Genomic DNA, 24,541 nt, shown 5'->3' with positions numbered 1-24,541 from the left:
AAATTTGTTAGGAGTCGGCATGTTTTTCTCCGGTATACTCTTGCAGATTTAAACCTAGAAAACAGAGGAGATCTTATCTATGAAATTATTGAAGTCAATCTTTGCATTTGTGGCAGGTGCTATCGTCATTCTCACACTGATTGTAGCTTTGCCGGCTTCGAAAGCCATGGCGGATTCGGTTGGGCCGAATTATCCCGCAGTCGGCACGAATGTTACCGGGATCGGGACTGTTGCCTGGCAAAATCCAGGTAACATTTCAGATCAGGATACTATCACCGCTTCAGCGTTATTGATTGGACGTGTGACCTCAAATTACCTCCAAGGATCGGAATTCGGTTTCAATGTGCCTCCCGAGGCGACCATCACAGGAATTGAGTTAACCATCAATCGCGCTGTGAGTGATCACAATGCGGGCGTCTATGACAATGTCGTCAAACTTGTAAAAAATGGCTCAATCATTGGGGAGAATAGGGCCTTGACCTCCACAATCTGGACGACCGCTTTTACTTTAGTAACCTACGGCGGACCGACAGATTTATGGGGTGAGTCCTGGCTCCCAGAGGATGTCAACAACACGAATTTCGGGGCTGTGATATCTGTTTCAAGGACAAATAATGGAAATAATAACCGTCAAGCAGAAGTGGACAATATGCAGATCACAGTCTATTACGTGTTTACCTCCGATATGAGCGTGTCTTGCGGAGATGGGACGCCAGTGGTCACCTATGGTGACAGCCTGACCTGCCAGGTAACCGTGACCCATATTGGGGGATCGGTAACACCCGATGGGGACATTAATTGGACTTCTGACGGAAGCGGTAGTTTCTCTCCCAACCCATGTAACTTAGATGGCCAGGAAGGCACTGCAACCTGCACTACCACGTATACGCCCGGTGCGGTGGGGAGTGAAATCCACAAGCTCACTGCTTCATATGATGGAGGAACCTATTTTGCCCCCAATTCTGCCTATCAAAATGTGTCTGTCCAGCGCAGACCGCTGGCTGTGACAGCCGACCCGCAGACCAAGGTCTACGGCGACCAAGATCCTGAATTTACCTACGACTATACCCCCGAGCTGGTTTTCGATGATACCTTCACAGGTACGCTTACCAGGGATGCAGGTGAGATCGTTGGGCAGTATGCCATCACCCGGGGTACCCTGGCAGTCACGGCCGATTATGACCTGACCTACACGGGTAACTTCCTTGAGATCACCCCTGCAGAAGCACAGTGCACGGTAACCCCCTATGATGTTACTTTCAACGGCGAGGAACACACTGCCACAGGCTCCTGCGTGGGGGTTCATGATGAGGAATTGGCTGGGCTCGACCTGAGCGGAACCACTCACATCGCTGCCGGCAGCTATACGGATGCGTGGACCTTTACGGATACAACCGAAAACTACACGGATCAGGATGGCACCATTGTGAATACAATCAATAAAGCAGCTGCTGTGTGTGAAGTGACCGCCTATGATGTTACCTATGATGGTACCGCGCACACCGCAACGGGCAGCTGCACAGGGGTGACCGGTGAAGAGTTGACCGGCTTGGACCTCAGTGGAACCATCCATACCAATGCTGGCTCATATGACGATACCTGGACGTTCACCAATGCGAATTATTCCGACCAGAGTGGCCCGCTGACAAATGAGATCAGCAAGGCTACTGCCACCTGCACCATCGAAGGCTGGACCGGCGTGTATGACAGTGAAGCTCACGGGGCGTCGGGCGAATGCCTGGGCGTGGATGACAAACCGCTCGCCGGTGTCGACCTGGGCGATTCCTACACCAACGTCCCAGGTGGGACAGCCGACTGGACATTCAGCGATGCCAGCGGGAATTACAGCGATGCATCTGGCAGCGTGGATATTGAGATCAGTAAAGCTGACGCAGTGTGCACAGTCACACCCTATAAAGTAGCATACGACGGGCTAGCCCATACTGCAACGGGCAGCTGCTTGGGAGTTGAGCAGGAGCAGCTGGCAGGCCTGGATCTAGCGGGTACGACCCACACAGAAGTCGGCATCTACACTGACTCCTGGATATTTACAGATGAAACCGGCAACTATAACGACCAAGGCGGCACAGTTACAAATGAGATCACGAAACAGATGATTACGATTTATGCGCCGATAATACTAAGGTGGTAACCTGATAAACTAACAGAAAAGCAGCGATCGGTTGGATCACGATCGCTGCTTCTTTTTAATAAATATTGGTGTAAAAGATCGTTTCATACTAGAATTGAGTATATTTTTTCTCAATTCTTCAATGCCAGTAAACACGATAACATCGAGTATATCTGTGCCGTGATTACGATTGAATATTTCCTGAAGTTCTTGGGCGGGGTGGCTGGTATTGCCTGCCTGGTATTTGCCATTTACCAAATCCTTCGGGCACAAGAGCGTCCATCAGGCCTGGAGACAGGTTCATCAAAAATAATCCTGCGCACATCCTACCTGGCTGTGGCAAGCCTGTTTTTCATCGCTTTGGCAGTGGTGATCTGGAAGCCCCTGCCGGTTCACTTGAGCTCGATAGCTGAGTTTATCATCCTCTTACTCGGAGCAGTCCTGTACTTCCCCAGCCTGTTGCTCTATTTGTGGGGTATGCACACACTGGGGTCGAATTTCAACGCCTCGAGCGGGTTCGGGGTTCGCTTACAACAGGACCATAAGCTGGTCACCAGTGGACCATTCGCCTACATCCGGCACCCCATGTACCTGGGGGTGATCCTGGCCTGCTGGGGAGGCTTACTGATGTACCTCACCTGGACGATGCTGGTTTATGCTATCATGATGTTCGGGCTGATCTATCGCGCTCACAAGGAGGAGGCAGCCCTTTTTATTGAGTTTGGAGATACCTGGGAGGCATACCGGCAGCGCGTGCCTGGCTGGGTGCCGCGTATCTAAAGGAAAAGCGTTTGGGTTGAGTATGATATGCCTACCATGAGACAGGATAACGAAACCATAAATTCCAAAACAAAGCTAGAAATCATTGTAACGCTTTGTGAAAAGCTGAAAGCATGCTATGTCTTCCCCGATCAGGCTGAGCAGATCAGCAAATATTTGCTCAAGTGCCTGCAGGAGGGTGCGTTTGAAAACCTCGATTCGGGTTCGCTGTTTGCCCTTGGGCTGACCCTGCAACTGCAGGAAGTGAATCACGATGAACATTTATGGGTCAGATGGCACGCCCAGGTATTACCTGAGAACACCGAGGCACTGAGGTTAGACCCAACCTGGCAGGCTGCACGAAAGGAAGAAGCCCGGCTGGACCATTATGGTTTCCATATGCTTGAAAGGCTGCCTGGGAATATCGGCTATGTCGACATCCACTATTTTCATCGCCCAGCCTGGGGTGGAGAGACAGCAGTTGAAGCAATGAAATATCTATCATCCTGTTCAGCAGTGATTATCGACCTGCGTAACTGCACCGGGGGCTATCCGGGCATGGTGGCCCTGGTGTGCACTTACCTGTTCGATGAAGAACCCCTCTTGCTGGACAGCATCTACTGGCGGGATGATGATCTCACCCAGCAGTTCTGGACACTGCCATACATACCTGGAAGGCGCTTCCCTGACACGCCAATATTTTTGCTCACCAGCAAAAAAACATTCTCAGCCGGCGAAGAGATGGCTTTCATCCTGCACACCCGAAAACGCGGAGTGATCATCGGCGAGAAAACCGATGGAGGTGCCCATCCAGGGGCATCCTACCGGATCTCACCCCACTTCGAGGCTTTCATTCCCATCGGCTGCAGCCTCAGCCCACTCACCGGTACAGACTGGGAAGGGATCGGCGTGACACCAGATATTGCGCTGCCCCCCGAGCAGAGCTTCAACCGGGCTTATCAGATGGCATTACAAATCGTCTTGGCAGAATTAAAAGACAGCAAGACCACGCATCAACAGCAGTTAGCGATGGAAGCACAAAAAGCCTTGGACAATCTGTGTCAGGGTAGATCATCGTACTAAAAATAATGCTTATTAAAATCTACCCAAATTAGGAATGATGCTAAACTGGACGGGATAGCATCTTTTGGAGAAAAACGATGAGCGATAATAAAACCAAGCGGCAACTGGTAGGCATCTGGCAGATCTTCCATATCATCCTGTGGGCTGGAGGGCTGTATTATCTGTTTTCCAGGGGGCCATTTTTCCCTGGCATCCTGGTACTGATCGCCATCAGCGCTATCTATGAAGCCTTGCTGAGGCGCTATATTCCTACAGCCTATCAAGAAAAGGCTGAAGAAGTGCCGAATTCACCATCTAGTCAGCCCACTGTTGCGCCAATTGAAAGGCCACCTGCCCCAACCGCGGTGGAGCACCACCTGGAGCTGCTCCCACAGGCCTGCCCGAGCTGCAATGGCCCTGTCCGCGGGCACGAGGTGAAGTGGACTGGGCCGCAATCCGCTGACTGCCCATATTGCGGGACCAATCTCCCCATGGCAAAAGTGTAAGCGTTGGTAAGCTCGTTGCTGAGTCAATTATCTAAATGCTCGATCGAATATTTGCATTATTAAGAGGCCGGAGTATCACTTGATCATCGATAAATTCATTACCTTAAGCCCGGTAGTGCAGGCACTGATCGCCACGCTATTTACCTGGGCCCTCACTGGATTGGGAGCATGCACGGTGTTCTTGACCAGGCGAGTAAGCAATCGGTTCCTGAATGCCATGCTTGGGTTTGCCGCGGGGGTGATGATCGCGGCTGCATACTGGTCCTTGCTGGCCCCCTCTGTGGAATTATCCCAAGGCGGTCCAATGCCGGTATGGTTCCCCCCCGTGGTGGGTTTTCTTCTGGGTGGTGGTGTACTATGGCTGATTGACCGCCTGCTCCCGCACTTACACCTGGGGTTTCCGGACGCTGATATTGAAGGGGTGCCTACCAGCTGGAAACGCAGCACGCTGCTCATGCTGGCAGTGACCCTGCATAATATCCCTGAAGGCCTGGCGGTGGGTGTGGCCTTCGGTGCGGCTGCTTCACTCACCCACCAGGTGAGCCTGGCGAGTGCCATCGCGTTGGCGGTGGGCATTGGCATTCAGAACTTCCCCGAAGGGATGGCCATCGCTTTGCCACTCAGAAGGGAAGGTATGTCAGTCGGCAAGAGCTTCTGGTATGGGCAATTCTCGGGTATGGTAGAACCGATTGCTGGCGTGGTTGGTGCCGCGGCGGTGATCGCCATCACCCCACTTCTCCCCTATGCCATGTCGTTCGCTGCCGGTGCCATGTTCTACGTGGTGGTGGAGGAGCTCATCCCGGAGTGCCAGCGGGAAGGCAATACCAACCTGCCCACTGTGGCAGCCATGGCTGGTTTCGCTCTAATGATGCTGCTCGAAATCTGGACTTAAAACCTTAAAAATACAACTATAATCTCTCGGAGGGGTGAGAGTGAATTATGGATAAACTCGATTCCGGGGAGATTGATTACACTTCCTACCAGGCTACCCTGAAACGCAGCCAGGCCCTCGAAGCCGACCTGCCCGTCCACCCAGGGAATTACCGGGTGTTGACCGGCGATCGCCCGACCGGGCGCCTGCATGTGGGCCACCTGTTCGGGTCGTTGCTGAACCGCCTGCGCCTTGAGCGCCTGGGTGTCCAGACGTATATCGTCATCGCCGATTACCAGGTGTTGACCGACCGTGACAGCTCGGAGACCATCGCTGAGAACACCCTGCAGCTGGCCATCGATTACTTATCGGTGGGCATTGACCCTGAGGATGGCAGGACATTCATCTTCCCACACAGCCATGTGCCTGAGCTCAACCAACTGTTGCTGCCCTTCCTGACTTTAGTAACCATTGCTGAGCTGAACCGCAACCCTACGGTGAAGGATGAGATCCAGGCTGCCGGGCGTAGCCAGATCAATGCCGGGATGTATACGTATCCCGTGCACCAGGCAGCCGATATCTTGTTCTGCAAGGGTAACGTGGTGCCGGTGGGAAAAGACCAGCTACCCCATGTGGAAGTAACCCGCACGATTGCCCGTCGGTTCAACGAGCGCTATACCGGTGAAGTGCCTGTATTCCCTGAACCACAGGCATTATTAAGCAATGCACCCCTCATCCTGGGGTTGGACGGCTCGAAAAAAATGAGCAAGAGCAGGCATAATTCCATCGAGCTGGCAGCCACAGAAGATGAGACTGCCGCCCTGATCAAGAAAGCCAAAACAGATGCCGACAAGCACATCACCTATGACCCGCTTCACCGGCCGGAAGTAGCCAACCTGCTCACCTTGATCAGCCTGGTGACCGGAGAAGCGCCTTCAGCCATTGCAGAGAGCATCGGGGCTGGTGGTGGCGAAAACCTAAAAAAAATGTTGACTGAATCACTCAATGAGTATCTCCGCCCGATCCGCCTCAGGCGCAGGCAGTTTGAAGGGGATCGGGATTACCTTCAAACGATGCTGGATGCAGGGGTGAGGCAGGCACGCCAGGTGGGTGAGCAGACGCTGCGTGAAGTGAGACAGGTGATGCACATGGAGTATAAATAACAACGATAAGGTGTTGCGAGGAGGGCGCTCGAGTTGGTAGGTTGGGTTGAACGGTTTATGTGAAACCCAACGTCTACATAAAGAGTGTTGGGTTTCGGGCAAAAGCAGCCCTCAACCGGTAAAGTGCGTACCAGGTCACCCCAACCTACTGCTGAAACAATCCTATGTGCAAGTCGAATACGCTCGTCTCTTGAAGATTGCTTCAACCAGCATACATCGCTGGTTGAAGCAATGACCATCAAATTCACCTCATCCCCGTCGTGCTTTTCCCAACCCATCGGGCTAATCGCACCCCGGGGAAGCTTCCATGCTAACCTGAGCGACGGCGTGTGGCTTCTGTTCCGGCTGGTGCCAGTGGATCAACCCAATTGCACCCAGGATCAATGGGGTGGCGACCAGCATCATGGAGGTGAGTACCTCGCCCGCCAGCAACGTCCCCAGCAGCACTGCCACCAGGGGGTTGACGTACGCGTAGGTCATCACCAGCGAAGTAGGCGCAACACGCAGCAGCCATGTGTAGCAAACATAGCCGATTAGCGACCCGACAACGACCAGGTAACCTACTCCAAACGCAGACTGCAGGCTGACCACCCTGAGATTAAACCCGCGGGCTTCTCCCATAAGCAAACCCAGCAAAAACGAGCCAGCACTTCCCACGAGCAGCTGCATGCCAGTTTCTAGTAATGGAAAACCTCCCTTGGGCAGGTTGTGAGTATAAATTGAGCCCCCTGCCCACGATAACCCAGCGGCGAACAGGATGATGATCCCCAACATTTCATTACCCGCGTGACTGATCTCCGCTTGGTGGGAACCCAACAGGAGGAAGATACCCACTAGGCCGATGAGCACACCTGACAATGTACGTAGGCTGGGACGCTGCCCACCCGGGCGAACGGCCTCAATCAGGATCACCCATAGCGGTGTGGCTGCCACGATCAATGCCGCCATCCCGGAAGGTACAACCTGCTCCGCCAGGGTCAGGCCACCGATACCGCCCACCAACAATAAAATTCCGCTGATCGAGGCTGAACGCCACAGTCTCAGTGATGGGGCTGGGTCGCCTGCCAGGCGCCGCCAGAGATACAAGACCAGGCCAGCCAGCAGAAAGCGTACCCCGGCCACAAAGAATGGCGGGATCGTTTCGACGGCATAGCGAATCGCCAGGTAGGTCGTCCCCCAGGCAATATATAAAATGAACAAGGCCAACCACATGCGTGTTTTCATGATGTTCATCCTAGGAGATACCATCATCCATGCCAGCCGGGTTTTCCCGTGGCAAAAGCTCAGATGGTTGGCCGTACCGCTCTTCCAGAGCAGACCCGAACATGGCCAGTCGGGTGCCCAATTGCGCCAGGATCCTCAAATGGTTACTGGGTCTACCACGCAATGCTGGTGACCCAGTCTGTAATAAACGGTAGTATTCGCTTTGCTTAATCAGCTCGCGATGTTGCTGCTCTGCTTCCAAACCAGGATCAAAACCGATTCTCACCATGTCACACCTCTTGTCTTGCTTATCCCCTTTGGTGCTGGTACCCCTTGACTTTCACCTCATAACCAGCTATAATAGTATTGATGGTTAGATAGTAGCATAAAAATTATAACCTGTCAAGTGGTTTTTGAAGGTTAGGTGATAAATGAGTGAAGATTCATATGATCTGGAAGCTGGTAACATCTGCCTGGATTTTGCCAACACCAGCAACTGGCACGCCAGTGAGCATCCGCAGGAAAGCCTGCACAGCTTTTCAGACCTGGTAAGCTTTGCCAGGGCTGCAAATCTACTTACTGCTGAGGCAGCCGATCAATTATCCCGGCTGGCTATTGAAAATCCTTCAGTCACCCAGCCTGCCTATGAAGCTGCCATCCAGCTCAGGGAAGCCATTTACCATATCTTCTCCAATCGTTATGCGGGTATGCCCCTGGCAGATAAAGATCTGGGTATTTTGAACTCCGTGGTCAAAGATGCCATGGCGCACCGCACCCTCGTCCAGGCAGGCGAGAGACTGCAGTGGCAATGGAATGCGGGCGGAGATGACACCCGCCTGATTACCTGGACGGTGGGCCTGGCGGCAGCTGATCTGCTGACCTCCGAGACCGTTCAGCGCGTGAGGGAGTGCGAAGATGACCGGGGCTGTGGCTACCTTTTCGTCGATATGAGTAAAAATCACTCCCGGCGCTGGTGTTCGATGGAATCCTGTGGCAACCGCGCCAAGGCACGCCGGCATTATACAAGGAGCAAATCCGAGCAAGGCTAGCTGGTTTTCACACACCGCATTGTAGTTTACAGGCAGCAAGCCAGGCTGGCGCACCTCAAACTGGATGCCCATCTCCATCTCCCGGGCCTGCTAGCGTTAATCACCTGCCTCTGCCAGTGGCTCTACGGCTCGAAGATAATGTATGTAAATTCATCACCCTGCCGCTTGGCCTTCCCCCATCATGTTGCTCCGGCTGTAGGTGATGATATAGCGCTTGGTGGTGCGGTTTTCACCGATACGCCCGCCACAGTGGCAGTGCTTGTTCCACTACAGGCAAACCGAAAAAGCATAAGGAAGGTAATCCGACAAAAATAATAAGTTGGGCAATTTTACGGAGGACTCCCTTATTATTTACAACTACTTATCCTGAATAATATGGATTTTAAAAACTAGATGACTTGAGTATGCCATGGGATGGCGCATCTCTCACAGGTCCATTGCTGAAATGGTACCTGCTCAGGTACATTCCTGGTCGTCACAGGGTCTATCAATTATTTGTTTCACGGACTCATAAATGGCTTGCCATCTGCTTCCCACGGACGAATGGCATAACGGATGTCAGCTGATATTTGCGCATCCTTATACTGGAGCAGGCGAACTCCATAACCTTTTGGATAATCAAACGCTTCCCAATGCCAGGCAAGAATTACCAGGTCTCCGACCCGTTGCGGTGTCCCGATTATGGTTGGATTCCAGCCGCTAAACTGGGTCAATAATTGTTTCGTGCTGGGGGGAACTGAAAAATCACGCCACGATGCCTGAGCTAAATCCTCATCACTGAGGAAGATGATATTTTTACTGTAAATTTCCTGCGCAGCATTCTGGTCAGCATCCGCCCAAATCTTCATCAAATTATCCAGGTTGATGTAATCAACGTAGTTGGTATCATCAATTGGATTGGGCGTCAGTTGGCTGGCTTCAATGTAGCAGTGCAGGAAAATTTTATTATCCTCATACCGCAGAAGGGCAGCACCATCATATCCTTCGAAGTCATTCTCCCAACGATACAGGAATGCAACCAATTTACTGTAGATCATCATCGGGCTAGAAACGATACGCAAGGTCATCCCATCATGTGCTACGACCTTCTCAGCAAAGGAAGGGTCTGACACCAGTACATCGATTGCCTGTTGGTGATAGAGGTTTTGCATCTCCGATTCCGGGTAATACCTAGCATCCTGCGTGTAGAGGGAGCGAATTATCTCCACGTCAGCACTGTTCCAGGCGGTCAGGAAATTGGAAAGGTCAGCCATCTCAAGATGGGATTTGGGGGTTGGTGACGCCAGGATACTCTCAGGGATCGATGGAACGATGATAGTTTCCTTAGTCGGAGCAACTCGATTGGTAATAGGTGTGGTTTTTATAGAGGTGGGAGTGATATCCCCAAGAGTAGAGGATTTGGCGCATGCCGCCAAAGTTCCAAGGAAGAATACTGAAAAAATTATTTTATGAATCATAATTGTCATTTCTTTTAGATTTGTGTTTTCACTATCAAATCGATATTAATGCCAAATATATCATATTATAGAGAATTATGATGATATAAGTAATAATAATTGAAAAAACCAATTCTTCACTTCCCTGACTGGGAGACCCAGAGGTTACTTGAGCTTAATATTAAAGCCCTAATTCGAGGTTTGCTGATATTCGTTGTCGGTCAGCGAGCAAAATTGGTTGAGCCGGTGGGTTTTGTATCCATGGCTTTTTCCGTTCACAGGAAAAATTCTAAGGGGGAAAAAGCTTTCTGTGTTGTATATTATGAACAAAAATCACCATAATGTTACAGGTTATCTATATCTGAATTGCCTCAATGTCCATCTGTAGTATGGAGCACAGAAGCCAATCCATAGTATTGTCCAATTAGGCTGGGTTACGGGTCGGGATAAAATCGCCAGATCGATATCACAGCTCGGAATGATATCCACAGACAGCATAGCACGCTCCTCCAATATTCTGTGGGCAGTATGATACATTTTTCAAGCACATTTAGCTGAATACTGGCAACCATTTACTATCTTCTCATATAAATATGATAATATAGGTCTTTATTGTATTGTTCAGGGGAAACCAAGATTAGCAAGGAGGCATTCCATTGATAGAAAAATACGAAATAGTCATCATCGGTGGGGGCCAGGCCGGTTTGTCACTCAGCTACTTCCTGACCCAGGCCGGCAGGGAGCATATCATCCTGGAAAAATCCAGCCAACCCGCCGATGCCTGGCGTAACCGGCGCTGGGATTCTTTTACGTTGAATTCACCCAATTGGGCCTTCAAGCTGCCCGGGGGGGAATACTCTGGACCTGAGCCGGACAACTTCATGCCGAAAGACGAGATCGTGCGCCGCTTCGAAGCCTACACACAGGTTTTCAATCCCAACGTCCGCTACGCGAGCGAAGCGAGGCAGGTTGAAGCGACCGATGACCAGTACCGCTACCGGACCACGACAGATACAGGGACGATCGCCTCGCAAAATGTGGTCATCGCCACAGGCCTGTATCATCAGGTGATCATTCCTCCGTATGCCAGGCAGATTCCGCAATCTATTCTGCAGATTGCTTCGGATGAATACCGCAACCCGCAGGGCCTGCCGCCAGGTGCGGTACTGGTCGTGGGGTCTGCCCAATCGGGCTGCCAGCTTGCCGAGGAGCTGAACCAGGCAGGTCGAAAGGTGTTTTTAGCAACCTGCACTTCGGGGCGGGCTCCCCGGCGCTACCGCGGGTTGGATATCTTCATCTGGTTCACCCGCATCGGATTCCTCGACCGCACGGTGGCTAACCTGAACTCACCCAAGGAGCGCTTCTTCGCCTCCCCACATATCACCGGGGCAGCCGGCGGCCATGATATCAACCTGCACAAGTTCAGCCGGGATGGGCTCATCCTGTTGGGGCACACACGCGGCTTTGAAGATGGAAAAATGATTTTCGCCCCCGACCTGCAAGAGAACCTGACCAAATCCGATGCTTTTTACACCACGGTAATCGCTCAAATCGAAAAGTACATTCAGGCCAATGGGTTGGTGCTTCCACCGGAGGAACTGGCAGTGCTTGATGATGGTTACCGGGTGCCCGTCCGCCAGTCGCTCGACCTGGCCGCCGAAGGGATCAGCACCATCATCTGGGCCACCGGTTACCTGGCGGATTACTCCCTGGTGCAGCTACCGATCCTGGATGAATACAGGTATCCTGCGACCGATCGAGGAGTTACCAGGTATCCAGGTTTATATTTCATTGGTTTGAACTGGATGAATAAATTTAGCACTGGTTTCCTGTTAGGGATCAAAGAATCAGCCCAATACCTGGCTGAGGTGATCACTGGGAGCTGATGGATGAATAAAGTGGTTTAACCAGTTACACAATATTCTTCCGTAATCTAAAAGGAAGAAGACAAACTAAAACAAGCCTCCAGCAAGGAATTTATCAGGAAAAGAGGATATCAAACCGTAAATCTAAATATGAGGAGCCGCTGTGTGTGGATTACCCATCTGTGCTCATCGAGTTTTCGTTACATAAAAGTGCATTTCTATAGAACAACCACCTCCGACTGGGAAGGAGGTGGTTGTCTGCCTAATTCTATGGCATGAAATGCCACTGCATTCATTGATGAAATCGCATTGATCGTATAATCCGATTTACACCTTGATTTCTCGCGATTGCTGACCTGCGACTGCCATCTTTATATCCAGGATTGCGAGTATGAAAAGCCCTGCGATAACGAACATGATCACGGCCAGCCAGTATTCTTGAAATCTCTCAGCCAGGATTAAGTTCAAGATGGAAAGTGCCAGGAAACCCACTGCCGGGAATTTCGTCCAGCTGGAAGGCTGGTCCTTGCGAAGTAACCACGGAATGGCGAATGTGAGTGCAAAACCGAGGAACAACACCCATGTATACACACCCCATTCCATAGTAAATGGCGGAGCAGTATAGTCCGGTTGCGGGACGACGATGTCAAGTAATGCGACTATACCGATACTGGCGAAGACACCGGCAGGGATGAATGCCCACCAATTCTTCCTCGACCAGAAAGAAACAGCAAAAAAAGGCAACGAGAAGGTAAACATCACCACTACGCCTTCATAGTCTGAATCCGTGGCCATCGATATGACCATTAACATGGTCATTACGAATGCCGGGATAAGCAGCCCGCGGTTCTTCGGCTCTAAGGCAAAGCCAATGTAAAAAGGCAGGGCAACACTCGCCAGAATGGGTAAGCCTATCCATGGGGTATCGCCAATATTATTACTGAGCATCCACATGGTTACTGCAATGGCTGCACAGATCAATACTGGGAACAGCCAGCCCCACTTGCGGAGACCGTGTACCAGGTAGGCAATTAAGAAGATGGCAGAGGCTACTGCGAAAGCAATAGAGGTCTGTTCGGAAAGTCTATTCCAGGCATCACCCTGGATGAAGGCCAGGATAGACAACGCGAGTAAACCTACTGCCGGGAATTTTGACCAATCTGTGGGTTGGGTTTTGCGTCTCAGCCACAGAATTCCGAAGGTCATCGCGAAGCCCAATAACAACACACCGCTGTACAGGCCGTTATGTTCAGTTCGTTCACCTGGAACCAGGATCGTAAGGGAAAGCATTACCGCAATGCTGGCCAGAAGCCCAGCTGGGATGATCGCCCACCAGCTCTTCTTCGAGACAAAATACACGACGAAGAAAGGCAGCGCCAGCATGAACATAGTACCAGCACCTGAGGTTAATGCATACAGGATTGATGTATTTTGCACACCATACAGAATCGAGGGTACGATCATCGTATTAATGGCAGTTTCTACCGCAGCAAAGACCAGGATATATGCCGGAATCAGCAATCCCCAGCGCTTGTGATCCATCAAAAAGCCGGTAAGAAACCAGAGAGCAACACCGATCATAATGGGCACACCGTTTGGCTGAGACAGGAAGGTGTGGTAGAGCTCGGTGCTCAAATCAACCGCCATACCCGCCAAAACAAATGCTGGTAGGAGCCAACCCCATTTTTTAGTTCCAGCCAAGAAGTATGTAACTACGAAGGCTGCACTTGCAACGACCTCTACAATGAACCAGGTCTTTTCCGGTATCTCTTTATAATCTATATAACCCACCAGTAAACCTGCGCCTGCTAACAAAAACACGACGCTCCAAAAAATATAAATGATTTTCTCCTTCATTTCTTCCTCCAAAATTTGAGACACTTTTTATTTTCTCTATCGAAAGAATTTTTGTATTACTGATGATATTTGTCGTTTCTTTTTTTGACATCTCATATTTAATCACCCTCCTTTTTATCCACGAATTGTAGATAATCTAGAATTCACGCTTTTCGCTTTTCGATTTATATGATAAATCTTCAATCCTCAAAAAGCAGGCCCTATAAGGGGTATTGATGGGGTATTTTTATTGTTGAAGCTCCTAAAGAATAACGATCAATCCCAGGACCAGGCTGATGATAAAAAGTACACCTGGATAAATGAGATCTCTCCAGCAGAGGCATAATCCCTCCGTTCTTAACATGGCAGGAAGCCTTTTATATGTAACACGGTACAGGCTGCCATAGATCAATGCCAGCAGCAGCCCAATCGATCCCATAAAGATGGGACGGTATCGGGCAGACATGATGATTTCCTGCCCCACGTCGAATTGAACGTCGATGGGTGAGCCAGGAACGAGGGCAAGCGCAATGAGCAACCCGACGGCTGAGTATAACAACATCCCAGCTGGCAGCACAAAGAGAGATTTCCTATCCTCAGGCTTTAAGCTGAGTAGAGGGAAGAGCGATGAAAGGAAGAAAATCCCCACAACGATCAGGATCAAGTCGATGGCATAAAAAGGTATCGGTGACCACCCAGTGATCCTCAATAAATTATAGTCATCACCCGGTCCACTTAATAGTCCACCCAACCCATCATAAAGTGCAATCCAAGGGAAGACCAACAGGAGAGGCAGTGTATAAAATGAGCGCCACTTCCACAATAATATAAAAATCGCTGCCGAAACAAGTATCTCAAAAATTGTTCCCGAGGCGTGGCTCCAGATGTTATAGTAGTCACCTCCCGGCCTAACATAGCCAATAAACGAGAAGGGGTGAGCATATAAAAACTGGACAGGATATCCTTCGATCAGGTGAACCAAGGCATGCCCTCCTTCATGTAGAAACAGCTGTATGAAAGTGACCGGGAAAAACAGGAAGAATACCAGCAGCGTGGATTGTAGTGTGGCCACGAGTCTGGGAAAAGTTCTCTCATTCGCATCCACCATTGTGTTGGTTAAGGATATAGATTTCATTTTGCCCTCATACAAAAATCAATTAGCCTAACAGTGCATAAATTCCTGGCAATTCCTCTTCTAGGTCAGGAAGCTACGATTTTTTCTCGTTATATCGACCTGGCAGATCTTGCATACCTGCCAGGTCTCTGAATTAGAACTCTTCCCGGCCGATGCGCCAGATGGCTACTCCGACGAATAGCACGCACCACAGCACGGTCGCGATGATCGGGACAACCGTCGGCAGCGGTTGGCCATTCATCAAATAGGCTGCCAGGGGCTGGTTGAAGTTAAAGTCAATCAACAGCTGCCACGGCAGGATGTCATACAGCCAAGGCGCATATTGGTGGATTGGCCCTGCCACGAATGGCAGCGCTGACCACGCCAGCACCAGGCTGATCCCCAGCACCGGCCCGCGGCCGTTGAAGAGCGTGGCCAACATCAGCGCCAGCGTCAGGAAGAAGAGCAGGTTTAGGTAATCCAGCCCCAAGACCCCGGCGAAGCGCAGCGGCGTGAGGAAGCCGCCCAAAGGCTTTGCGAGCTGGAGGTAGGCCACCGTGCCGGGGACCACGATCCATGCCACCAGCAAGCCCAGCCCATGTGCGAACACCTTCGCCAGCACGTAGACCGGCCGGCACAGCGGCTTCGAGAGCACCCACGCCGCCGTCCCCGAGTGCTTCTCGCCCAGGATCGAATCCTGCGCCAGAATGACGGCGGCAAACGGCACACAGAGCGCCGCTGCCACCAAGAAGGACAAGATCGCGTTCTGAGTCCCACTCATGTTATCTCGCAGATTCAATGCCATCGTGCCGTTCAACAGAAGCAGGGCGATCAAACACTGCACCCATCCCCGCCGCGTCCGCAGCCAGGAGCCAATTTCCTTGGCAAGCATGTTGCCCAAGCCCATCCGCCAGCCGCGCTCGCGGCGCGGGGTCAGTGAAATCGTATTAGTGGTCATGGTTGCTCTCCTTTACAATGGTCATAAAAACATCCTCAAGGTTTTGGGGTTTGCGTCCAAATTCACAGAGCGTGACATTGCCGCCAGCCAGCGCCAGCGGCGCCAGTTGGGCTTCTGCCAGGTCTGGATCGGTAACCCGGACCTGCCAGCTGACCCTGCCGTTCTTTGATAACATCTCAATGCCGGTCACCCAGGGCTGACTGCGCAGGCGGGCTTCCACCGAAGCACTGTCCCCTTTGACGGTCAGGGTGAAGGCGCACGCCTGGCCCCGGGCCAGCAACTCCTCGATCTGGTCGTGGGCGACCAGTGCGCCCCGGTTCAGGATGATGACCGTGTCGCTGACGCGCTGGACATCATCCAGGATGTGGGTGGAGTAGAAGATGGTGGTGTACTTGCGCAGCCGGTCCATCACCTCCAGCACATCCTTCCGCCCGATTGGGTCGAGGTTGGCAGCAGGTTCGTCCAGGATCAGCAGGTCGGGGTAGTTGACCTGGGCCTGGGCGATGCCCAGGCGCTGTCGTTCCCCACCCGAGAAGCCTTTGATCGGGCGATCGGCCTTATCCGCCAAGCCCACCAGATCCAGGATTTCGGTGACACGGCTTTCGATCTCCGCCTTGGGTCCGGTGTAGAAGAAGCGGGCAGTGAAGCGCAGGGTTTCCCGAGCGGTCATGTAATCGTAGAAGCGCGGGTCCTGAGCTAGATAGCCGACCCGGCGGCGGATCTCATCGTTTTCTTTTACGATGTCCTTGCCAAACACGCGCGCGCTGCCTCCCGTCGGTCTCGCCAGGCCCAGCAGTAATTTGATGGTGGTAGTCTTTCCAGCCCCGTTGGGTCCCAGAAAGCCGCAGATCGAGTTCTTCTGTACCTGCAGATCGAGTGGCTTGAGAGCTTCAACACCCTTATAGGTCTTGGTTAGGCCGTGTGTCTCGATGACAGAAGGCATGTTTTCATTCAAAACCCAGTTCAGTTTGACTTCTTGTATCAGATTGGTATCCATTATGTTTCTCCTTGACCTTGTTCAAAAATCCTTGTCGCTTGTTGGTTTTCATTTTCGATCTTTTCCACCGATATTATGGTGATATTTAGGTTCCAAAGCTGGTCTAATAATCCTCGCAAGGCAGATTGGTCGACATATGGACCGACGAGCAGAGTCCTTCCATCATCCAGGGAGGTGAGAGTAATGTCGCCAAAGCTGTTCATGATATGCAGATCCAGCTTTTCTTTTACCTGGATACAATAAGTGTTAGTTTGATTCGTGCGTTTTGATTTCATCTACACCTCCCTTATTTGCCGTGAAGTCCGTGTTTAGGACTTACGTCCCTATAATAAATAAAAGAGGCTGAAATATCAGCCCCTGAATGGGTTATAAATGGGGTATTGGGATGGGGTATTCTTTAAAAGCAGAGTTTACAGCAGGCCAGTCCAGTACTATCTATCCCCATCCAGCCACAATTCAACTTACTGGGCCTCCGGGCTCAGGTTATGCTCCACCATCAACTTCTCCGTAATATCCACCCGCTGAAATGCCATGATCTCCTTCTAGACCATCTCCATCCAATTCATCTCACCATTGCCGAATCAAAGATGACTTTCCCGCAGCCTTGCAGGAACCTGTTTGTAATCGGCAGCACCGACGCTGTGTTGTGAACAGTATATAATTATTATGGGTACCCTCTTGCTTGCGAATTAGCCGATCTCTGGTGGCATGAATCAGCCTGAGTTTCAGGTTGATGGTAGCAATCTTGTTCAATAAAAGCGGAAAGAAGTAGTCTAAAAAAACTCACCTGTCTGCGAACCGAGATTGCAAATTAGGAATGGAAACAGCATTCAATCTAAGCCAGCAATATTGGCCCTGTTTGTTTGGAATAGGGACTACCAATTATCAAGTATTCATACCCGGTGGAATTAATTGCAATTCAGTAGTTTAGCGAGCTAACTATTCACCTGATCAAAATGGTTCATTCGGCTGAAATAAGCCAGATGGGAGGAAAAATATGTCCAGTGACATTCCAGCTCCATTGCGTATCTTCGCCGAAAAAGATGCAGATCCACAAGCCCTGGTGGGGGAAAGGATAGGTGTCTTGGGATGTGGTAATCTCGGCCGTCCTTTCGCGCTTAACCTGCGTGATTCGGGTGTGCAGGACATTGTGATCGGCAATTTCCAGGATGCCTACGCCGACCAGGCCCGTGCGGAGTATACAAGCACGCCTGACCATCGGGGAAGCTATAGATGTGAAACAGATCTGCAAGTGTACTGATCAGTATTATCATGATGTGCCTCTGAGTCAAAACCACCCCTTTTACGAGCCGTACTTTTCATCCATGCCCTAGTTCTGATCAAGGGCACCATTATTGCACCTACTGATGATGATTTTATAATGCTTATCCTGGTGAACCTGCCGATATTCAGGGAACTTGACTTTCGGCTGAAGCGTCTTAGATGAGGAGGGCATGACACATGAGCGCAGATCGAAAGTCTCGATTTAACTACAAGCACTTCATCCCGCTGCTGGTTATAATACCCGCATTCGTGCTAATTGCCTGGAAACTCATCCTGCCAATCTTTACTGACAAAGGAGAGGAGACACCCATGCCTTTCACGATCCAGACGGGAACGACCGACTCCGTTGAAGGAAATTCTGCTAACGCCGGAGCGGATTACAACATCCGGGTTGGGCTCAGCCAGGGCCAGGCCCAAAATCAAACACCTGTACCCATCCCAAGAGCGACATATGAACCCCTTACCGCTCAAGAGATCGAGACGATTTTCGCACGCCTGCCTGTCCTGCCGGTTTCGACAGGCGAGCAGACCGAATTCAGCTACCCGGTTGAATTGTTGCCGCCTCCCCGCCCGGGAAAGACCATCCAGGATCAATTTCCACCCGATGAAGTGTCACCCACGCCCGAGGTTGAACTGACCGAGCCGTTGAAAGTGCTGCGCTTTGCCCCCGAGGGAGAAATCCCTTTAGCGCCATTTGTTTCCATCACCTTCAGTCAACCGATGGTGCCGCTTGGGACCCTCGAAGACCTGGCGGCTGAATCTGTCCCGGTCCAAATTGAGCCACAGCTACCGGGCATTTGGCGCTGGCTCGGGGCAAAGACGCTCACCTTCGAGTACGAGTCGGAAGAAATCGACCGCCTGCCTAAAGCGACATCCTTCACCGTCACCATCCCCGCTGGGACCAAATCTGTCACCGGCGGGGTGCTTGCAGAACCTGTCACGTGGACTTTCACGACCCCTGCACCGAAAGTAGTCACCCTGTATCCGCAAAACACACCGCAACCATTGCAGCCGCTCATTTTCGTCAGCTTCGACCAACGCATCAACCCGGGTGCGGTCTTGGAGACAATCCAGCTCTATGCGGGCAGTGAACAACAAGAGCTATCCCTAGCCACTTCAGCAGAGATCGAAAAAGACAAGCAGGTCAGCCAGTATGTCAAGAATGCGCAAGCAGGGCGCTGGCTAGTCCTTAAAGCCACGCAACCCTTGCCTACTGAAACATCGATTTCGATCACGATTGGTCCAGGCACACCTTCAGCTGAAGGTCCACTGGTCACCGCCTCAGCGCAGTCTTTTGGGTTCTCTACCTATGCGCCATTGAGAATCGTGGATTATGGGTGCAGCTGGGGCAACAGTCCGTGCCCACCCCTGACGCCATTCTACATCCGCTTCAATAACCCGCTTGACACGGGATCTTTCACCCAGGAGATGCTGCGCGTCAAACCTGAAATCCCGGGGATGAGCGTCAATGTCTATGGCGATATGATCAGCATCAGCGGTGAGACCAAGGGCCAGACCACTTACACCATCACCCTTTCAGCCAAGCTCAAGGATATCTTTGGGCAGACCTTGGGTAAAGATCAGCAGGTGAGTATCAAAGTGGGTAAAGCTGAGCCGCGTTTGTTCAGCACCAACCAGTTCTTTGTCACCCTCGACCCAGCCCAGAAGAAACCTGTATTTTCCGTATATGCCATCAATTACAGCAAGCTTGCCGTCAGGATCTATTCCGTCCAACCCAGTGATTGGGAGGCATTCACGAAATATCTGCGTGAATGGCAGCAATCGGACAGAGCTGTTCAGGTGCCGGGCATGAAGGTATTCGAAAAGACCATCAGCCTGGATCTTCCGGTGGATACGTTGTCGGAAGTGAATATTGAGCTGCAACCCTATTTGAAGAATGGCTTTGGTCACCTGGTGGTGATCATCGAGCCACCCAAGGGGCTCTTCGAAACTGAGAATGAGAAATGGCAGAGATATTCACAGACGATTAACGCCTGGGTACAGGTCACCCAAATTGGGATTGATGCCTATACCGATTACGCCGATATGCTCGTCTGGACAACCGACCTCAAAGACGGTGCGCCCCTGGAAGGCGTTAGCATCCAACCGCACCTTAGCGCGGACAAATTCACCACTGGCGCGGACGGCACGGTACGCTTCACCATTCCGAATGGCGCATTGTACCTGCTTGCCAACAGGGGCAAGGATACCGCCATGCTGCTGCACTCCATGAATTACTGGGAGGATTACGGCTGGGGACCCAGCTCCCCTAGTGACTCTTTACACTGGTATGTATTTGATGACCGCCAGATGTACAAACCTGGCGAAGATTTGCATATTAAAGGCTGGATGCGGCGTGTGGGCGGCAGACAGAATGGAGATATTAGCCTGGTGGGAAGTGGAGTTAGCTCGGTGTCCTACACTCTCACAGACTCGCAGGGCAATGCCATTGGCTCAGGACAGGCAGAGGTGAATGCCCTGGGAGGTTTTGATTTCGTCTTTACGATACCAAATTTGGTGAACCTGGGGACGGCTTATTTGAATCTATCGGCTCAAGGAAGCTTGAGCGGGCTGGATGAGACCGGCTACAGCCATGTCTTCCAGATCCAGGAATTTCGCCGGCCAGAATTTGAAATCTCGGCCCGCAGCGAGACAGCGGGACCTTATTTCGCGGGAGGGAATGCATCGCTCGTGGTTGAAGCCAAGTATTATGCAGGTGGCGCTCTACCGGATGCCGAGGTGAACTGGGAGGTGAGTACCTCGCCCAGCACTTATAACCCGCCCAACTGGCCTGATTTTATCTTTGGCGAATGGCACCCATGGTGGTGGGACACCTATCGTTACGATTATTTCGCCTCAGAGAATGAAACCAAGATCGAGACATTTACGGGAAAAACGGACGCATCGGGTAAGCATTATATACAGCTCGACTTCAACCAGGAAGGCCAGGCAGAGCAAAATCCGCAGCCGATGAGCGTGATTGCGCAGGCCACGGTGATGGACGTAAATCGCCAGGCTTGGGCAAGCACTACCTCCTTGCTGGTTCACCCCGCGGATCTCTACATCGGCCTGCGCAGTGAGCGCTATTTCGTCGAGAAAGGCATCCCGATCAAGGTAGATTTCATCGTGACCGACCTGGATGGTATTCCAGTGGCAGAGCGCCCGGTGTTGATCACCGCTGCCCGCCTGGAATGGAAATTACAGGATGGCACCTGGGGCGAAGTAGAAGTGGATGTCCAAAAGTGCACCATGCTCTCAAAACTCGAGCCGGATTCCTGCTCCTTCAAGACCCCCATCGGTGGAAGTTATCGAATCACGGCGGTGGTCAGCGATGAACTGAATCGTAAAAATCAAACACGCTTCACCCGTTGGGTCAGTGGAGGCCAGCAACCCCCCGCCCGAAACGTGGAACAGGAACAGGTGACATTGATACCCGATAAGCAGACCTACCAAGTGGGTGATACCGCTCAAATCCTGGTGCAATCCCCGTTTTCACCAGCAGAAGGGCTGCTCACCGTCGGACGGAGTGGGTTCGTGTATACCACCCGCTTCTCTATCGAGGATGGCTCCACGACATTAACCATCCCGATCGAGGCAGAATATATCCCCAACCTGAACATCCAGGTGGACCTGGTCGGTTCTGCACCGCGCACCAGCGAAACGGGAGAAACTCTGCATGATGTCGATCCCCGACCGGCGTTTGCCACGGCACAGCTGAACCTGAGCATCCCACCCCTGGAGCGTAAGCTGGCCTTGCAGGTGACACCTGATGAAACCCAGCTCGAACCTGGCGGTGAAACCACACTATCCATTCTCTTGAAGGATGCCCATGGTGAGCCGGTAGCCAATGCTGAACTGGCAGTGGTGGTGGTTGACGAAGCCATCCTGGCGCTGACGAGCTACCAGATGGCTGATCCGCTGGGTGTCTTTTATACTGAGAGGGACTCAGGGGTGATGAGCGTCTACGGCCGCAGCAGCATCCTTCTGGCATCGGCTAAAAACCTGGCCGTGGAGGGAGAACGCATGATGGATTATGCAGGCGCGGCATATCCCACGCAAGTGGTCATGCAAGCTGCGCTTGCTCCTGCAGCGGAGGCCTCAAAGTCTATGGAAGATCATCCATCTTCCATAACTGTGCGCTCAGACTTCAACCCATTGGCCACATTCGCTCCAACGGTACGCACCGGCTCCAATGGCGAGGCACGTGTGTCGATCAAGCTTCCGGATAACCTGACGCGCTATCGTGTGATGGTGGTGGCGGTGGATGAGACAGGGCGCCAGTTTGGCCTGGGCGAGTCGAACATCACCGCTCGCCTGCCATTGATGGTTCGCCCTTCACCGCCGCGCTTCCTTAACTTTGGCGACAAGTTCGAACTGCCCGTAGTATTACAGAATCAAACTGATGAGCCCATGCTGGTCGAAGTGGTTGCACGGGCCACCAACCTTGAGCTTGCCCAGGCTGGCCTGCGCGTGATGGTCCCGGCGAATGAGCGCGTGGAAGTGCGCTTTCCAGCCAGCACGCAAATGGCAGGCACAGCCCGCATTCAAATTGCTGCCATCTCTGGATCCTACGCCGATGCAGCAGTCGTAGAGCTCCCGGTTTATACTCCCGCTAGCACTGAAGCCTTCGCAACTTACGGTGTGATCGATGAAGGCGTGATCGCTCAGCCGGTGCTTTATCCAAACGGGGTCTTCTCGCAATATGGCGGCCTGGAGATCAACACCTCCTCCACCGCGCTGCAGGCCCTCACGGATGCCGTGCTGTACCTGGCCTCTTATCCATTCGAGTGTTCGGAACAACTGGCCTCGCGTATGCTGGCTGTAGCGGCCCTGCGCGACGTGCTGACCGCCTTCAAGGCCGATGGTTTGCCCACGCCTGAAGAGATGCAATCCGCGGTCGACCGTGACATCAAGCGCCTGCAGGGCATGCAAAATTACGATGGGGGTTTCCCCTACTGGCGGCAGGGCTTTGAATCCATTCCCTTCAACACCATCCATGTTGCACATGCGCTGGTACGCGCCAGGGACAAGGGCTTCGAGATACCTGCAGAGATGCTGCAAGGCGCAGTAAATTACCTGCGTGAAATCGAAACCCATTACCCATCCTGGTATAGCGCGCAAACGCGCCATGCCCTGAGCGCGTATGCCCTGTACGTGCGCAACCTTGCAGATGACCGTGATGCCCAAAAAGCCCAGCGACTGTTAAGCGAGGTGGGGATCGATAACCTGACGATGGAAGTCATCGGGTGGCTCTGGCCGGTCATCGATAACAATTCACAGCTCGATGAGATCCGCTTATTTGTGAATAATCACGTGGTCGAGACAGCCGGGGCGGCAAACTTCACCACTGCATATGACGACCAGACCTACCTGTTGCTCAGTTCAGACCGCCGCACGGATGCCATCCTGCTGGATGCGCTGATGGAAGACAATCCACAGAGTGACCTGATCCCGAAGGTGGTCAATGGGCTGCTGGCGCATCGCACCAAAGGGCGCTGGGGCAACACCCAGGAAAATGTCTTTGTCCTGCTGGCCTTGGACCGCTATTTCCGCACCTTTGAAGCAGAAACCCCGGATTTTGTGGCCCGTGTGTGGCTGGGCGATACGTATACAGGCAGTAGCGAGTTCGTGGGCCGCACCACCGAAATTCACGAGACACTCATCCCTATGACCTATGTGCTTTCCGAAACCTCTTCAGGCGGCGGCACTCAGGATTTGATCATCAGCAAGGAAGGAGCAGGGCGGTTATATTACCGGCTCGGATTACGCTATGCCCCAACGGACCTCAACCTGAAGGCTCTCGATATGGGTTTTGTCATCCAACGCCGCTATGAGGCGGTTGACAACCCTGAGGATGTCTCCCAGGACAGTGATGGTGTCTGGCATATCAAGGCAGGAGCGCGTGTGCGGGTGCGCATCACGATGGTGGCCGATAACCGCCGCTACCACGTGGCGCTGGTCGACCCCTTGCCAGCGGGCCTGGAGATCATCAATCCCGCACTGGCTGTTTCACCCGGCACACCACAGGTGGATCCATCCACGCTACACTACGGCTGGTGGTGGTGGGGTACCTGGTATGAACACCAGAACCTGCGCGACGACCGGGCCGAGGCTTTCACCTCCCTGCTGTGGGATGGGGTATATGAATACACATATATCGCACGCGCCACCACGCCTGGCACTTTTGTCGTGCCGCCCAGCAAAGCGGAAGAGATGTACTCGCCGGAAGTGTTTGGCCGCAGCAATAGCGATTGGGTGATTGTAGAATAGGTGGTGTTCCAGGGCCAATAATGCAATACAGGATCCA

18 protein-coding genes are annotated in these 24,541 nt (G+C 52.2%); 10 read left to right on the top strand and 8 right to left on the bottom strand.

The genetic code is table 11. The features are described 5' to 3' along the window. The first annotated feature begins 79 nt into the window (after positions 1 to 79). From C3F13_13230 to trpS, 6 genes are all read left to right on the top strand, one after another. Entirely contained in the window at positions 80 to 2,152 is a 2,073-nt protein-coding gene (locus C3F13_13230) for a hypothetical protein (GenBank protein PWB51400.1), read from the top strand. 45 nt (positions 2,153 to 2,197) lie between these two features. Then, positions 2,198 to 2,911: a hypothetical protein gene (locus C3F13_13225; protein ID PWB51399.1), complete on the top strand. Its 714-nt coding sequence runs from the start codon at positions 2,198 to 2,200 to the stop codon at positions 2,909 to 2,911. Positions 2,912 to 2,938: 27 nt separating this feature from the next. Next, a complete protein-coding gene (locus tag C3F13_13220) occupies positions 2,939 to 3,973 on the top strand; it encodes a hypothetical protein (GenBank protein PWB51398.1) in 1,035 nt (344 codons plus the stop codon). Positions 3,974 to 4,050: 77 nt separating this feature from the next. Then, complete coding sequence (locus tag C3F13_13215; GenBank protein ID PWB51397.1) at positions 4,051 to 4,458, top strand: hypothetical protein; 408 nt, start codon at positions 4,051 to 4,053, stop codon at positions 4,456 to 4,458. 82 nt (positions 4,459 to 4,540) lie between these two features. After that, entirely contained in the window at positions 4,541 to 5,350 is an 810-nt protein-coding gene (locus C3F13_13210; protein PWB51650.1) for a ZIP family metal transporter, read from the top strand. Between the two features lie 47 nt (positions 5,351 to 5,397). Then, positions 5,398 to 6,492 (top strand): tryptophan--tRNA ligase, encoded by a 1,095-nt coding sequence (trpS, locus tag C3F13_13205; protein ID PWB51396.1) that lies wholly within the window; start codon positions 5,398 to 5,400, stop codon positions 6,490 to 6,492. Between the two features lie 282 nt (positions 6,493 to 6,774). Here trpS and C3F13_13200 read toward each other — a convergent pair whose 3' ends face one another. Further along, on the bottom strand, positions 6,775 to 7,743 hold the full coding sequence (locus C3F13_13200; GenBank protein ID PWB51395.1) for an EamA family transporter: 969 nt from the start codon (positions 7,741 to 7,743) through the stop codon (positions 6,775 to 6,777). Next, complete coding sequence (locus C3F13_13195; protein PWB51394.1) at positions 7,727 to 7,984, bottom strand: hypothetical protein; 258 nt, start codon at positions 7,982 to 7,984, stop codon at positions 7,727 to 7,729. Before C3F13_13195 ends, C3F13_13200 begins: the two co-directional genes overlap by 17 nt. Before the next feature lie 142 nt (positions 7,985 to 8,126). Between C3F13_13195 and C3F13_13190 the strand changes: the two genes are divergently transcribed. Continuing rightward, positions 8,127 to 8,744: a hypothetical protein gene (locus C3F13_13190; protein ID PWB51393.1), complete on the top strand. Its 618-nt coding sequence runs from the start codon at positions 8,127 to 8,129 to the stop codon at positions 8,742 to 8,744. A 500-nt stretch (positions 8,745 to 9,244) separates the two neighbouring features. Here C3F13_13190 and C3F13_13185 read toward each other — a convergent pair whose 3' ends face one another. Then, positions 9,245 to 10,201, bottom strand: a complete 957-nt coding sequence (locus tag C3F13_13185; GenBank protein PWB51392.1) for a hypothetical protein — start codon at positions 10,199 to 10,201, stop codon at positions 9,245 to 9,247. Positions 10,202 to 10,830: 629 nt separating this feature from the next. Between C3F13_13185 and C3F13_13180 the strand changes: the two genes are divergently transcribed. After that, a complete protein-coding gene (locus tag C3F13_13180) occupies positions 10,831 to 12,066 on the top strand; it encodes an FAD-dependent oxidoreductase (GenBank protein PWB51391.1) in 1,236 nt (411 codons plus the stop codon). Between the two features lie 306 nt (positions 12,067 to 12,372). Here C3F13_13180 and C3F13_13175 read toward each other — a convergent pair whose 3' ends face one another. The 5 genes from C3F13_13175 to C3F13_13155 form a co-directional block, all read right to left on the bottom strand. Next, entirely contained in the window at positions 12,373 to 13,902 is a 1,530-nt protein-coding gene (locus C3F13_13175; GenBank protein PWB51390.1) for a hypothetical protein, read from the bottom strand. 241 nt (positions 13,903 to 14,143) lie between these two features. Beyond that, complete coding sequence (locus C3F13_13170) at positions 14,144 to 15,016, bottom strand: hypothetical protein (protein ID PWB51389.1); 873 nt, start codon at positions 15,014 to 15,016, stop codon at positions 14,144 to 14,146. Between the two features lie 133 nt (positions 15,017 to 15,149). After that, positions 15,150 to 15,953 (bottom strand): hypothetical protein, encoded by an 804-nt coding sequence (locus C3F13_13165; protein ID PWB51388.1) that lies wholly within the window; start codon positions 15,951 to 15,953, stop codon positions 15,150 to 15,152. Next, positions 15,943 to 16,896, bottom strand: a complete 954-nt coding sequence (locus tag C3F13_13160) for an ABC transporter ATP-binding protein (GenBank protein PWB51649.1) — start codon at positions 16,894 to 16,896, stop codon at positions 15,943 to 15,945. Before C3F13_13160 ends, C3F13_13165 begins: the two co-directional genes overlap by 11 nt. Positions 16,897 to 16,949: 53 nt before the next feature. Then, positions 16,950 to 17,225, bottom strand: a complete 276-nt coding sequence (locus tag C3F13_13155; protein PWB51387.1) for a hypothetical protein — start codon at positions 17,223 to 17,225, stop codon at positions 16,950 to 16,952. A 722-nt stretch (positions 17,226 to 17,947) separates the two neighbouring features. Between C3F13_13155 and C3F13_13150 the strand changes: the two genes are divergently transcribed. Beyond that, positions 17,948 to 18,211, top strand: coding sequence for a hypothetical protein (locus C3F13_13150; protein PWB51386.1), 264 nt, complete (start codon positions 17,948 to 17,950; stop codon positions 18,209 to 18,211). A gap of 200 nt (positions 18,212 to 18,411) precedes the next feature. After that, complete coding sequence (locus C3F13_13145; protein PWB51385.1) at positions 18,412 to 24,504, top strand: hypothetical protein; 6,093 nt, start codon at positions 18,412 to 18,414, stop codon at positions 24,502 to 24,504. Positions 24,505 to 24,541: the final 37 nt, after the last annotated feature.

This window comes from Anaerolineales bacterium, from assembly GCA_003105035.1.
In the GTDB taxonomy this organism is placed as follows: domain Bacteria; phylum Chloroflexota; class Anaerolineae; order Anaerolineales; family UBA4823; genus FEB-25.
Note: the sequence above shows the minus strand (reverse complement) of the source record. Positions and strands in the feature narration are given on the sequence as shown.